At 45.2% G+C, this 14,508-nt stretch carries 12 protein-coding genes and 1 pseudogene; 6 read left to right on the plus strand and 7 right to left on the minus strand.

The features are described 5' to 3' along the window. Positions 1-63: 63 nt before the first annotated feature. Positions 64-1,638: a SulP family inorganic anion transporter gene (locus M3191_RS14425; RefSeq protein WP_251701077.1), complete on the plus strand. Its 1,575-nt coding sequence runs from the start codon at positions 64-66 to the stop codon at positions 1,636-1,638. Between the two features lie 68 nt (positions 1,639-1,706). On the opposite strand, the pseudogene M3191_RS14430 reads toward M3191_RS14425, so the two are convergent. The 3 genes and pseudogenes from M3191_RS14430 to M3191_RS14440 form a co-directional block, all read right to left on the minus strand. Then, a pseudogene (locus tag M3191_RS14430) lies at positions 1,707-2,810 on the minus strand (amidohydrolase). A 212-nt stretch (positions 2,811-3,022) separates the two neighbouring features. Further along, on the minus strand, positions 3,023-4,309 hold the full coding sequence (murJ, locus tag M3191_RS14435) for a murein biosynthesis integral membrane protein MurJ (protein ID WP_251701078.1): 1,287 nt from the start codon (positions 4,307-4,309) through the stop codon (positions 3,023-3,025). Next, positions 4,306-5,406: a glycosyltransferase gene (locus M3191_RS14440; protein WP_251701079.1), complete on the minus strand. Its 1,101-nt coding sequence runs from the start codon at positions 5,404-5,406 to the stop codon at positions 4,306-4,308. The genes murJ and M3191_RS14440 overlap by 4 nt, the downstream gene beginning before the upstream one ends. Before the next feature lie 368 nt (positions 5,407-5,774). Between M3191_RS14440 and M3191_RS14445 the strand changes: the two genes are divergently transcribed. From M3191_RS14445 to M3191_RS14455, 3 genes are all read left to right on the plus strand, one after another. Next, complete coding sequence (locus M3191_RS14445) at positions 5,775-6,668, plus strand: C40 family peptidase (protein ID WP_251701080.1); 894 nt, start codon at positions 5,775-5,777, stop codon at positions 6,666-6,668. 135 nt (positions 6,669-6,803) lie between these two features. Then, positions 6,804-8,531, plus strand: coding sequence for an N-acetylmuramoyl-L-alanine amidase (locus M3191_RS14450; protein WP_251701081.1), 1,728 nt, complete (start codon positions 6,804-6,806; stop codon positions 8,529-8,531). Between the two features lie 193 nt (positions 8,532-8,724). Further along, entirely contained in the window at positions 8,725-10,890 is a 2,166-nt protein-coding gene (locus M3191_RS14455; RefSeq protein ID WP_251701082.1) for a 5'-nucleotidase C-terminal domain-containing protein, read from the plus strand. 46 nt (positions 10,891-10,936) lie between these two features. Here the strand turns inward: M3191_RS14455 and M3191_RS14460 are convergent, their stop codons facing one another. Together M3191_RS14460 and M3191_RS14465 are read right to left on the minus strand one after the other, a co-directional pair. Further along, positions 10,937-12,016 carry a CapA family protein gene (locus tag M3191_RS14460; protein ID WP_251701083.1) on the minus strand — a complete coding sequence of 360 codons (1,080 nt, stop codon included), beginning with the start codon at positions 12,014-12,016 and terminating at the stop codon, positions 10,937-10,939. A gap of 114 nt (positions 12,017-12,130) precedes the next feature. Continuing rightward, complete coding sequence (locus tag M3191_RS14465; protein WP_251701084.1) at positions 12,131-12,313, minus strand: hypothetical protein; 183 nt, start codon at positions 12,311-12,313, stop codon at positions 12,131-12,133. 82 nt (positions 12,314-12,395) lie between these two features. On the opposite strand from M3191_RS14465, the gene M3191_RS14470 reads away from it, so the two are divergent. Further along, the gene (locus M3191_RS14470) at positions 12,396-12,671 is read left to right on the plus strand and encodes a hypothetical protein (RefSeq protein WP_251701085.1); all 276 of its coding nucleotides are present in this window, start codon (positions 12,396-12,398) and stop codon (positions 12,669-12,671) included. A 42-nt stretch (positions 12,672-12,713) separates the two neighbouring features. Here M3191_RS14470 and M3191_RS14475 read toward each other — a convergent pair whose 3' ends face one another. Further along, positions 12,714-13,655 (minus strand): NERD domain-containing protein, encoded by a 942-nt coding sequence (locus tag M3191_RS14475; protein ID WP_251701086.1) that lies wholly within the window; start codon positions 13,653-13,655, stop codon positions 12,714-12,716. A 176-nt stretch (positions 13,656-13,831) separates the two neighbouring features. Here M3191_RS14475 and M3191_RS14480 point away from each other — a divergent pair, with 176 nt between their 5' ends. Beyond that, positions 13,832-13,990 (plus strand): hypothetical protein, encoded by a 159-nt coding sequence (locus tag M3191_RS14480; RefSeq protein WP_251701087.1) that lies wholly within the window; start codon positions 13,832-13,834, stop codon positions 13,988-13,990. A 243-nt stretch (positions 13,991-14,233) separates the two neighbouring features. Here the strand turns inward: M3191_RS14480 and M3191_RS14485 are convergent. Then, a partial coding sequence (locus tag M3191_RS14485; RefSeq protein ID WP_251701088.1) for a transposase occupies positions 14,234-14,508 on the minus strand: 275 nt, incomplete at its 5' end.

The following is a 14,508-nucleotide window of genomic DNA, read 5'->3' on the forward strand; positions in this document are numbered from 1 at the left end:
TTTGTCGCTTATAATGAAGATAGGAAATATTTTTACAAATTCTGTGGAAGAAGTGTGACCGCCTTGTTCAAAGATCAGCGTTTTATTGATTATAATGCGTCAGGGTTTCGGAAGGATATGCTTTCGGGGATTACTGTCGGTATTGTAGCCATTCCACTTGGGATGGCTTTTGCAATTGCTTCGGGCGTCAAACCGGAGTATGGCTTGTACACGACGATCATCGCCGGGTTCTTAGTCGCTCTCTTAGGAGGATCCCGTTTTCAGATCGCTGGTCCAACCGGCGCATTCATCCCGATTCTTCTTGCAATCGTCCTTCAATACGGCTATGAAGATCTCTTGATAGCAGGGTTTCTGGCCGGTATTTTCCTTGTTATCATGAGCTTTGCAGGCATCAGTAATCTCATTCATTTCGTTCCCCGTTCCGTAACAATCGGGTTCACTTCAGGAATTGCAATTATCATTTTCACAGGGCAATTCGGGAACTTCCTTGGCCTGTCCGGACTCGAGAGCAAGGAGTTCTTTCACGAAAATATGATTGATGTCGCCAAGCATCTTCATACGCTGAACATTTTCAGTGTGCTCACCTCGATAATTGGGCTGGCGTTGATCTTTATCTTGCCGAAAGTCGCCCCTCGTGTTCCGTTGCTGCTCTTCGCTCTTTTGATTCCAACTGTATTATCTGTCTTGTTCTACCCAGGAAAAGTGGAAACGATCGGCACAGCATTCGGAGGAATTCCACAATCATTGCCCGGCTTTCAATTTCCCCAAATCACGTTATCCAAGCTCGTCAGTCTTTGGCAGCCCGCGTTGATCATCGCTGCACTCGGCGCGATTGAATCGCTGTTGTCTGCAGTCGTTGCGGATGGAATGAAAGAAGGACCGAAGCATGATTCAAAGAGGGAATTATTCGGGCAAGGAATCGCGAATATCATTTCGCCGTTATTCGGGGGCATCCCCGCGACGGGAGCGATTGCAAGAACTGCTACCAATGTCCGGTCAGGTGCTGTCAGCCCGGTTTCCGGCATGGTGCAAAGCATTTTCGTCTTATTGTTCATTTTGGTTTTCGCCCCATTCGCCTCTTATATTCCTTTGGCTGCGATGGCGCCTATTTTAATGTTTGTTGCTTGGAATATGAGTGCGCGAAAGGCTTTTGTTCATATTTTGTCTGTCAGATCGGGCGATTCTATTGTACTGATGACGACATTCTTGCTCACGATTTTCATTAATTTGACAGTTGCTGTCCAGGTCGGCATCCTGTTGGCCGCACTTTCCTTCTTGCGAAAGATGAGCGGCAAGCTGTATATTACGACGGAGAATCTTTCGGAAGTAGAGATTCACAAGTTCGGAGAGGAAGTATCCAAATTCATCATTGAAGGACCGTTATTTTTCGGCACGGCAAAGGTGTTTGAAGACAGGATGCCCGAAATCCTTTCAAGTGGAACATCCATTATCATTTTGGATTTGGAACACCTCTCCATGATTGACGCGACGGGTGAGGCAGCGCTATCCGCGTTGTTGGATGGTGCCAACAAACAGAATGTAAGAATCATAGTGAAGAAATTGCCTAAGCAGAAGCTTTCATTGTTTAAAAAGAGCGGACTATATGATCGGATCGGTGAAGAGAATTTCTTTATGTGATTTTTATTATCCGTTCACTATTATAAAACACTCCATCTACAGGGACTGCCCCGTAGATGGAGTGTTTTTCATCTAACAAATGAAGCTTTCGCCAATGTCGCCGCCAGCACTTTAGCACCTATACCGAGAGCATCCCGGTTGAATGTCATGTACGGATGATGAAGGCCAGGTCCTAAGTCTGCACCTACGCCGATCATAGCGGCTTTCAGATCAGGATTGTGTATCGTATAGAAATGGAAGTCATCGCTTCCGGATGTGATAATTGCTGGCGCGAATGCCTCTTCGCCGACCGATTCTAAAATCGCTTCTTTTGCAATCGAAGCGGCTTCCTCGGACACTTCCGCTGCAGGCGTATAATCCGACCAGTTCAATTCGATGTCTACGCCGTGAAGCTCGGCAATTGAATGGATTCCCGCATCGATGCGTTCCTTCAGTTCATTCAGCACCGAATTCGATTGTGCCCGTGCATCGATTGCAAACAGGGCATTTCCAGGGATAATGTTCAGACTATCGCCACCGGCCTGGACTTTCGTCAGTTTGGCGGAATACGCTTCATATGGAGAAAAGTATATCGTTTTCAGGAATTGGGCAATCGCGAAAATCGGGTCGAGTGCATTTTTCCCTTGCTGCGGTCTCGCTCCATGAGCATCAGCCCCTTTCACTTTCCCTTCGAGGAAAATCGCTGCGCCGTGATGAATGGCAGGAGATACCTTGCCAAAAGGGATTTCTTCCTGTGGTCTAAGATGGACACCGAATAAATGGGAAACACCATCAATGGCTCCCCTTTCAATCATCGATTTCGCGCCATTCCCCTATTCCTCCGCTGGCTGGAAAATGAACCGGATGCGGCTTCCGAGCGGTTGTTTCTGCAAATAGGAAAGTGCCCCGAGAACCATCGACAGATTGGCATCATGCCCGCACGAATGGTTTGCACGCAAAACACCGTCCACTTCTTGCCAGAGCGCGTCAATGTCGGCACGGACCGCGATGATTCGGTCCCCTTCCCCGATTTCTGCCACTACGCCTGTCACATCATCGAATGTATGATGTTTCACGTTCATTTCCGTGAGGATTTCTGCTATCTTTTTCGTCGTTTCGACTTCTTTCCAGCTGATTTCAGGATTAGCATGAAAATGTTCGAACCATTCCCCGATTTGTTTTTCTATGGACATTGGTATCTCTCCTATACTAGTTTCTTCTTTTATTCAGAATATCGTAAACTGAGAAAGAATAATAGATGCAGTTATGCGTCAATTATTCGATTTATGCGTATTTGGCGGCGTTTATGCGTTTTTAGTGGCCTTTATGCGCTAGTTTTGAGATTTATGCGTATTTGAGGGAAATCGAAAAAAACCGCGCGCAGATGGACTGCGGCGGGATATTTTTATAACTTCCATTTCACTCTTGCATAGATGACAAGCATGAGTAGGTTGATGGCCGAGCTGATGACAGTTCCGTATGCGATTGCGGGAGCGCCCATGGAATCGATCAGGAAATAGATGATTGCGATGTTGATGCCGAGCACGCTGACGAGGCTGAAAATGACCGGCAGCATTGAATTCCCTTTTGCGTAATAAAAACGGGTCACGTACGTATTTGCGGCCAGGAAGAACATTGACAACGCGAACACTTTGAAAATCGGAACTGTAATCAACACCGACGCTTCGTCGAATTCTCCTCGTTCGAAAATGAGGCGGACGAGCGGAGCCGCGAAGAAATAGGCGACAGCCGTTGCAGGTCCAATTAATGCCGCTAATAAAAGCATTCCTTTTTTGTACAGTTTCCGTATCGTTTCATGATCTCCTTCGCCTTCCTTCTTGCTTAGCATCGGATAGATGACGGTCGTAACAGCGGTCATCATGATCGCTTGCGGGAAGTTGGCCAGCTTGGATGCGTAGTTGACAGCAGAGATGGCACCTTCACTTAATCCAGCGGCAGCAACTCTATAAATAAATGCATAAAACTGCATCGATGCACCGCCGAGTAAGATTGGCAAAGCGATGACCCATACCCGTTTTACATCTTCCGATTTGCCTAGAGCAGGCTTTAGTGAATACAGCTTGCTGCGCTTAATTCCAACGAATAAGAAAATCCCCATAAGCACTGCACTTAGCAATGCACCAATCCCGTACGCTGTCGGACCATACCAAGGGACGAGCGGAGCGGAAATGATGACGAATGCTGCGTTGTAAACGAGGATGGCGATGCTGGATAGCTTGAATTTGTCGTTCAAATTCAATAATCCGCTCATCCATGTCGATAGGACGAGGATGATCGTCGAAGGCATCATCCAAAGGAATATCGGAAACGCCAATTCAAATTGCGCAGGCGTCAATTTATTTTGGAAAGAAAGCCGTAACAATGGTTCTGCAAAAATGACGGCTAGCACCGTGATGATTGTCGCAGCCATGAGAACTGAAGTGAACATTCTCCGTACAAAAATTGCTTTTTCGGTTTTGGAGGAATGATAGACGGAAATGAAAGCTGTTGTCAGTCCGCCGCCTACAACTAGGTAAATGAAATTCGGAATCGTATAGGCAGTTGCAATCGCGTCCGCCGCTGCACTTGTCCCAAACTGTTGCCCGATGACCACTTCCCGGAGAAAGCCGAAGAGCCGCGCAACGATATTGATAATGGCGACTGTGCCGATGATTTTCATCATTTTACTCATTTGACGTTCTTTCCTTTCGACACAGCGTCATAGATTGCCGTAAGTCGTTCGGCAATGACATCATACGTATGCTCTGCAACTTTTTCATTCGCTATTTTTCTTCTTGATTCCGACGGCTCTTCCAACGCTTGTTTCAAGCCTTCTGCAAGAGATCCGGAATTTTTCGGTTCAACGAGAATACCAGCTTCATTGCCAAGCAGGAAGGAAAGACCTCCGACGTCACTTCCGACGACCGTGGTTCCGACCGCCATTGCTTCGAGGGCGACGAGTCCGAATCCTTCGTGGTGGGAAGGCAATACGAAAACGTCCGCGGCAGCTATCCATTTTGCAATCTCCTTCTGCGGCAACGGTTCCTGATGGGAGATCCGGACATCTTTCGACAGCAGCCGCTTCGCCAATGTCTCCATAAATGCCCCGTCTTTGCTTGAGCCGATCAAATGAAGGGTTGATTCAGGATGACTTTTGCGCACAATGTCGAACGCATCGACAAGCTCGAGCACCCCTTTCGCCTCGATCATATTGCCGACAAATAATAGAAGCTTCTCATTCGAAGGGATGTCCAACTCTCTACGCGCTACTTCCTTCGTCATCGGTTTGAAGATTTCCGTATCCACACCCATGCTCATGACATGGACGCGCTCCTCTCTCACCCCGAATTTTCCCACGACATCGTGCTTCAATCTTTCCCCTACCGTAATGATAGCATCTGCCCCTTGGAGCACTTTGCGGGTATAACCTGCAATCCGCTCACTTTTTGCAGCCATTTTGTCGATATCGCCGCCGTGCACCGTCACGACATATGGAATTCCGAAAAACTTCTTTCCTATTAATGATAGGACGCCTGTCGGAAATGCGTAATGCGCATGCGTCAATAATAGATGTTTTTTATGTCGTACTAAAAAGCCGATTGATTTCAGGAACCAGGCCAAGTATTTTTTCAATGTGGCGGATTTCCCTTTGCCCGGCTCATCAATAGCAATGAGATCCACTTGAATTCCTTTTGAGCGCAACAGCTCCACTTGGTTTTTGACAAAAATCCCATATGTCGGGTGCTTCTCCGACGGGTACATATTGCTGAATACAGCGATTCTGCGCATTCATTCTCATCCAATCTATAGTAAGTCTTTATAGTGTCTACACATTGAACGATTATATCATAAGAATGTTTCTTTCATTTTGTAACACGTACGTCATATACCCTTCTCTCTATTATAATAATCAGGGTGAAATACCTAATAAAATGATGAATGTTGATGAATTACAGTAATTTATCATTACAAAAATCATTTTCCACAAAGTGTACGCTGTTAAAAAACGTTGATATGAGTGCATTTTCGACATCGGGCAAATAATGTAATGCTATTGTAATGTAACTGTAACCGAAATGAAGGTTTAGCTATGGTAGGATGTTCTCAGATAAAGCACACTGTATTTCAAACGTGCGAAAGGGGAATTTGGGAACCATATGAAGAAGTATTTTATGTCGCTTTTTGCATGCCTTTTGATTTCTACATCCGTACAAGCCATGGCCTCAGCGAATTCACCGACTTCGCTCGTAAGTACAGCGCGGACCTACGTAGGAACACCATATGCCTATGGAGGCACAACCACTTCCGGATTCGACTGCTCAGGATATACGCAATACGTCTTTAAAAAACAAGGGATTTCAATCCCAAGATCGACTGGCGAACAGTTTGCTATGGGAACAGCTGTTAACAAAAGCGATCTGAAAACTGGTGATCTCGTATTCTTCAACACTATCGGGAATAGAGTTTCACACGTCGGAATCTATATCGGTTCCAACAGATTCATCCACGCTTCGACATCTAAAGGCGTCATGGTTTCTTCCGTCAATGACCCTGCATACTGGGGCAAACGTTATTTAGGTGCCCGTCGTGTTGCAGATTTCAAGAACGACAAAACAGTCGCCTTTGAAGAACCGACTGTAGCTCCCGACTATGTATCTCGTGCCAGAATAGCAGAGACGCTCGTCAAAGAGCTTGGACTTGAATCTGATGTTGCTGCTGTAACATTCACCGATGTACCCGCGGATCACCCGCAATATGAAGCAATCTCGAAAGTGTCAAGCGCCGGACTATTCTCCGGTAATGAAGGGAAATTCAATCCCGATGATTCATTGACTCGTGCACATATGGCAAAAATCATTGTGGAAGCATTTGAGCTTAAAGGTTCTGTATCAACTTCCTATAGTGATGTGCCTGCAAATCATTGGGCTAATGAATATATCAATATACTAGCCTATAATAATATTGCCAGCGGATATGAAGATGGATCATTCGGTCTTAACGATAAGTTGACTGAAAAGCAATTCCAGAAGATCCTTGATCGTCTCCATTAATAGCCTAAAGCCAGGTGTTCCGTTTATTGGACACCTGGCTTTTTTCAAAACAACTCTATGAAAATAGTAAATTTCATATAGATTTACTTGATGAATACTGGTAAACTTAATTTACATCAAATTTAGGAGGACACCATGAAAACGTTTAAATGGGCAGCTGTTGCATTACTGTTTTTCGCTCTTGTTTCCATCGTCCCTGGACATTCCTCGGCGCAGTTCAAATTCTCGGATATCTCACCTGACAAGGAATATTTTGATCAAGTTCATTACATAGCTGAGCTCGGCATCGTCAATAAAGCCGACAAGTTCAATCCCGGCAATAATTTGACGCGTGCCCATGCAGCAAAAATGCTTGTCATCGCTTCTGGAAATGCGGACATGCCTACGCCAAAAGTCCAATTCAAGGATCTTAAGCCCGGTACAGAGCAATATAAGTTCGCCAGCCGCGCAGTAGAACTCGGGTATTTCAAGAAGAAAGCCGATGGAAGCTTCGGACCGAATGAAAAATTGAAACGGGATGAAATGGGTTATGCCCTTTCTGTCGCTTTCAATCTTTCCCAGTCACCTACTGTCGACAAGCCGCTAATGCTCACTGACATGAAAGACCATCCTTTCGCAAAAGAAATCAACGGTTTGTATTATGGTGGCGTTTCTCAAGGTGATGCAGGAAGATTCCTTCCGAAAGATTACTTGACTCGTTCGCAATTCGCATTATTTGTAGCACGTGCATTGAATGATGATTACAAGCTTACGGTAAAATTGCCTGAACAGACTTCTAGAACTTATTTCGCGAAAGTCGCTACTGGCGGAGACAACTTGAATGTCCGTACGCACCCTGCAGTTACCGGTGATGTCGTCACTCGGTTGAAAGACGGAGAGATCGTCGAAGTCATCGGACAGACAGGCGATTGGCTGCTCGTTCTCATTGACGGTGCGGACGGCTATATCCATAGCCGGTACACAGTTGAAGTAGGAACTCAAGCACCATCCGATGATGATGTTGCAACCGATGAGCCGGACGAGCCTGAAGTGTCCGAGCCTGAAATTACAGAACCGGAAGTCACTGAACCCGAGGAGGAGCCGAACACCCCCTCCCCTACAACTGGATTGATCGGAAAAGTGACGACAAATGTTTTGAACGTACGAAAATCACCTGATGGCACATCCGCGGTCGTAGCAAAGCTATCCCTCAACCAAAAGGTGAATATCGAATCAATAAACGGCAACTGGGCTAAAATTAATTTGCAAAGTGGTCCTGGTTATGTCCATAAAAACTATTTGAAGCTCATCAACCAGTCAGGCAATGTATTGAAGGACCGTATTATCGTCATCGATGCTGGCCATGGCGGGAAAGACCCTGGTGCTACCAGCAATAAATTAAGTGAAAAGACGGTTGTTTTAAAAGTAGCTAAGCTAGTAGAAGCGAAGCTCAAGAATGCAGGAGCAAAAGTATTGTTGACACGATCGGACGACACGTTCCTATCATTGGAACAACGTACCGCTTATGCTAAAAAACATTATGCAGAGACATTCGTTTCCATCCATGTAAATGCGGCAGGCTCGTCTGCAGCTAAAGGCGCGGAAGTTTTCTATGACTCTTCCACGAATCCGAATGCTAAAGAGAGTAAACTGTTGGCAAGCAAGATTCAATCCAACTTGGTGAAAAACGCTAACATGTCAGACCGCGGAGTCAAAGACCAACGTTTCTATGTCATTCGAAATAACAATGTTGCTGCTGTCCTAGTTGAACTTGGTTTCATTACAAATCCTGATGATTTCAAGAAATTATCAAGCGAACAATATATGGAACTTTACGCCGAAGCCATCTATCAAGGGCTTGTACAATACTACGCAGCACCATGATGAATTAAGCCGGAAAGAAGTATATATACTTCTTTCCGGCTTTTTCTATGAATCTACAAATTTACGGAAAATTCATTTGTCCTTTAATAGTGATAATGATAAACTTAAATGGAAAACGTTTTCATCATTATTCCAGCTTTGTAAATTATATTGGAATACTGATGCTCAAAAACCCATAAAAGGAAGGTGCATTATGTCAAAGAAGTATTTTAAAGGCGCGGCTGCATCCATGTTGCTGTTCAGTTTGGCAGGAATTACACCTGCTGCCGTTTCCGCAGAAGAAGCGTCAAAAGATTTCTCAATGACGGTGTTCCACACGAATGACACACATGCTCAATTGGACAACATCCCCTACTTTTCAGCACTATTGAAAGCAGAACGGGCTAAAGTTCCGCATAATGTATTGCTTCATGCAGGCGATGTGTTCTCAGGATCCCTCTATTTCAATGAATTCCAAGGACAAGCAGACCTGGAATTCATGAACTATTTCGGTTACGATGCAATGACTTTCGGTAATCATGAATTTGACCTAGGTAGTTCCGAAGACGGTCATAAAGGGCTTGCCGACTTCATCAAGAAGGCGGATTTCCCATTCGTTTCAGCTAACGTCGATTTCTCAGCTGATAACAACTTTGATGGCCTACAACTTCGTGAAGTGACCGCGGAGCCTGAAAGCGGCAAAATCTTTAATGGTATTGTTAAGGAAGTGGACGGGGAAAAAATCGGTATTTTCGGTTTGACAACTGAAGAAACTGTCGATATTTCCAGTCCAAAAGAAATAATCTTCACAAATTACATCACTGAAGCAAAGGCAGCTGTCGAAGCGTTTGAAGAGCTAGGCGTAAATAAAATCATCGCGTTGACGCATATCGGTTTCAATGATAGCGATGCTATTGATAATGATAAATTGCTTGCAGTAAATGTCCCTGGCATCGATATTATCGTCGGCGGCCATACACATACGAAACTGGCTGAACCTTTTGTACATGAAGGTGAGGCTGGACCAGTCGTCATTGTACAAGCAAATGAACATCAAAAATTCCTTGGACAATTGGATATCACATTTGATGAAAATGGAGTTATCAAAGAGTACAATGGTGTGCTTCATGAAGTTGACACAAAAGAAGGTGAAAAAGACGCTGAAGCCGAAAAGATGCTGAAGCCATACTCCGAAAAGGTTGGAGCAATTAAGAATTCCCCGACTGGCGGAGTTGCCGATGTCTTCCTAAGCGGCCTGCGCGATTTGGGCGGTGTCCGTGCGGGTGAAACGAATCTTGGTAACATCATTACAGATGGAATGCTTGAAAAAGCGAAAGAAATTGACCCCGAAGTTGCGATTGCGTTCCAAAACGGAGGAGGTATCCGTACTTCCATCGACAAAGGTGATGTCACATATGGTGAAGTCCTCACTGTCCTGCCATTCGGCAACAGCCTCGCGATCATGGAATTGACTGGTGCTGAACTTCGAGAAACATTCGAGCATTCCGTCAAGGAATATCCGAAAGAAAGCGGCGGTTTCCTTCATGTCGCTGGCATGAAAGTCATCTTTGATGGGACTGCAGAGCCAGGCAAACGGATTGTTTCATTGAAAATCGCGGGTGAAGAAGTCGAAGCGGACAAGATGTACAAGGCAGCGACGAACGTTTTCACTGCTAAAGGCGGAGACGGTTTTGATGCGCTCGGAAAAGCATATGAAGATGGCCGCGCAAGCGAACCTGGTTTCAGTGACTGGGAAAACCTTGCGAATCACATCAAGTCCTTAGGCAAGGTGAACAACGGATTGGAAGGACGTATTATCGCAACAGTTCCGTTCAAGGATGTGTCCCTTGATAACTGGTCGTACCAATACATTTCAGATCTTTATTACCGCGACATTTTAACAAAAGAACCGACTTTCAAGCCGGGTGTGAAAATCACTCGTGCTGAAATGGTATCTTGGATCGTTAAAGCGAATGGATTAAAAGCTGAAGGTCAGGCGCCATTCTCAGATCTTAACGGACTGTCCGACGAACTGAAAGCTGATATTGCGGCTGCTTATGAAAACGGCATCGTTAAGGGCAATGACGGAAAATTCAATCCGAACGACAAAGTGACACGTGCACAATTCGCTTTGATTTTACAACGTGCATTTGAAAACCATACAGGTGAAACGTATACGGCTGCTGCAAAAGCGCCTTATTCCGACTTCGGTAAATACGCAGATGACGCTGTAAATGCGATTTCCATGTTGCATGAGCTGGGAATCGCGTCAGGCTATGAAGGTAAGTTTATGCCTGAGCAATTTACAACGAAACAACAAGCTGCAAAAATCGTTTCGAACTATATTTATAATACGAAGCAAGTGAAAAAAGCCGAATAATCAATTGAAAATGCCCTCTGCAGAATCCTGCGCGGAGGGCATTTTTTCATTCAGGCAGCAACCGGACATGGCTCTTCACCCATTCTTCATCAAAACGATTATAAATACGTGCATCTCGTAACGGTACGACTACAAATCTTCTCTCCTCATCACGAATGACAGCGGTCGGAAAGAATGTCGATCTATCGATTCCCACGAAATTTCTTCCCGCCAATTCAAGGGTCGAAATATGCACTTTAGCAATACCACCGACATTCGTCGAATCAAATTGTTGAGCAGAATAGAAATTCCCAAGCGAATAAAACACTTCTGTGTCGCCGATTTTCTCATAGCGCTGCAACACATGCGGATGGTGCCCGAAAATGATATCGACGTCTTGTGAAGCAAGCCACCCAGCGAGCTCCTCCTGTTTTTCGGTTGGTTGCAACATATACTCATTCCCCCAATGGATCGAGACGACCGTAATGTCGACTTCCTCTTCCATTTCCCTAATCTCCGCTTCCATTTTCCCTTTATCAATCAATGAGACCAAGTGGCCTTTTCCCTTTGGAATTCCATCTCCGTTCAGACTGTAAGTATAAGCTAGAACGCCGATGTGGATTCCCTTCACATCAAAGATGCGCTTCGTCTCCCGATCTTCGACGGATTCATATGCACCAACATAAGGCATTCCATATTCATTCATATGCCCGATGGCCTTCAATAAACCGTTTTCCTTTAAATCCAGCGTATGGTTATTCGCGATTGATAGCAGATCGACTCCATTCACTTTCAAATCTCTGATGATGTGCTTCGGGCTGTTGAACTGCGGGTAGCCGGACAACCCGAACTCCACTCCACCAGGCAAGGATTCCTGGTTTGCGAGCAGAAAGTCGATGCTTGTCATCTGATCCTTCACAGCACTGAATGGGATGTCGTAGGTATCGTATGTATAGAGTGGGTAATGCAAGAGGATGTCCCCTACCATACCAATTGTAATTTCGGTTGATTTTTCGTTAAGTTCCATCTCATACGGATCGCTTTGAAGCATCGTAAGGTCTTCAGGACGGATGACTTCCTCATCAGGTTGGATACACCCTGTCAATAAAAGGGCCCATGCTATGGTCACGATAGCAAAACGTTTCAAACAACTATCCCCAGTCATAAAGTAGTAGTCTCTTTCTCACTATACTTCAACTGTGAAAAATATGGAAGATAGAAAAAACCTATGCTTCGCTAGATCGAATCATAGGTCTTAGTCTTATGGTTCCCATTTATGATCCGTCGGCTTTTCTCTGCACTCGGTTGAATTCTGGAATTGCGCCATTTGCTTTTCCGCCTCTTGTTCGGGTTCTAAGTCAGGGAATTGCTGGGCATTCGGCATTCCTGTGAATGCTTCGCCCTTTTCATCATTTGGCTTTGTTTGAAAACGATTATCCTTCATAATGAACAGCTCCTCCACTTTGATGTCCTATCCTTTACAATACCCACAATCCGTTCTTTTAATCAGCGTTAGAGGGCTCGCTTTGGACGCGCGACGGCTTGCTTTGGACGCGTGGCGGCTTGCTTTGGACGCGCGACGGCTCGCTTTGGACGCGCGACGGCTTGCTTTGGACGCGCGGCGGCTCGCTTTGGACGCGCGGCGGCTTGCTTTGGACGCGCGGAAGCTTGCTTTGGACGCGCAGCGGCTTGCTTTGGACGCGCGGGGGCTTTCTTTGGACGCACGGGAGATTGCTTTGGACGCGCGGCGGCTTGCTTTGGACGCGCGACGGCTTGCTTTGGACGCGCGGTGTAGGATATAGGATGACGCGATTAAAAAAAGCTTTTGACAAATCGTCTAGGGATCACCTTATATAAAATGCACTCCTACGATTTCCTTTTAAGACAAGGCCCGAATTCTTCAATAATCTTTTTGCAATAGGCTGATGTTCAATGCCCGAAAAAGAACGAAATTGACCATTGGTAATTCTGTTGTCCATTAAATAAAACCAATCATCAAGTAGTGGTAGATGACAATCTACATCCCTGTGCAAACAGCCTGGACAGTGCCATCTTTTCGAGCGCCACTTCATTCCTTTACGATTGCACTCCGGACAGATAACTCCTGTGATTATATCCTCTTTCGCTATGTTCAGCGTCTTTGTTAAAGGAAACGGATTGTATTCTTGGTGCGAATCCACCATAATACGGCTGATGTCACGGATTTTGTTTCTACTCAATATATCTTGGCCGATTATCATGTTATACAATCGAATCGGAATCTCGTGTGTAAAAAGGATTTCGATGTTCGTCTCTCCTTCAATGAATAATTCGTTTGTATAGGCGAGTCCGATCATTCCTTTAATAGGTACATCAATCCCTTTGTCCTTCAACCATCTGTCCATGAATATCATTTTTCGCTCCAGCTCTGTAATTGGACTTTGAATGACTTTCCGTTCGTCCTTGATCTCTTGAATGAATTGGGTCGGATTTGCCTTGACGATGAGTTTTCCGCTAAGATTCTTAATTTCAAATATGATAATTTTGTCCGGCTGAATCAGCACGGAATCCATTTGAAAATAAATGCCGCTATGGAGAAGGCAGATATCTTGTAGTTGGCCAAACGGATAAGTTGGGCGGAACTCATTAATATGCTTGTCAAAATTCAATTCGCCTCCGTATCCGGCCTTTCTTCTTCTAAGATCCTCCTCGATTACCGCATATTTTGGGTGGTTGTTTGACAGCCGGCTAATTAATGATTGCAATCCTAGTAAAGACAAGGGCTCGCTTCGTTTTTTGAATAACATATTTTCACCTCACCAGCATTGTACCAGTACATAAATATTCTCGAATTAGGGGAAATTTAAATTTGCCTTGATATCCGGGATATTTTTTGATTTTTGCTACCGAAAGCGGGTTTAAAATATTATTTCGGGTTGGCTTTGGACTTGAATGGGCCGCTTTGGACGCGTAGCGGCTTACTTTGGACGCGCAGCGACTTACTTTGGACGCGCGGCGGCTTGCTTTGGACGCGCGGGAACTCGCTTTGGACGCGCAACGGCTCACTTTGGACGCGCAGCGGCTTGCTTTGGACGCGCGGCGGCTTACTTTGGACGCGCGGCGGCTTGCTTTGGACGCGTAGCGGTTTGCTTTGAGTCAAGTCCATTATCTTGTGTAAATTCCCTGTCAATGCTTTCACAAAGTATTACAAAAAATATATTTGGCAATAAACAATATGCCTAGGATCCACTTGCTCGCAACTTTACTTGGAGAGGCGGGCGTGATAGCCTTGGCGGGAAAAGCCAGCCATATGAGCTGGATTTCCTGGCTTCGGATTCATGCCCGCAGAGGCTCCATGTCAAGTTGCTTGAAAACCCATCAAGTATTACGACTTTTTATCTGAAAACAATCTCTTGTTCCAGTGTTTAGTTGTTTCAACATAACTGATAAGGACTGCGCCAATTAACCTGAAGGCGGACTGGGTATTCGGGAAGATCCGGATCACCCTTTCACGCCTGCGAATCTCTTCATTTAGCCTCTCCACGCCATTGGTGCTTCGAATGGATTTTCGGTGTGAAATGGGGAAATTCATATATTGGATTGAATCCTCGAAGCCTTCATCGAGTATCTTCAACGCTTTTTGGTACTTGGGATTTTCCT

Source organism: Sporosarcina luteola, assembly GCF_023715535.1.
GTDB lineage: Bacteria > Bacillota > Bacilli > Bacillales_A > Planococcaceae > Sporosarcina > Sporosarcina luteola_B.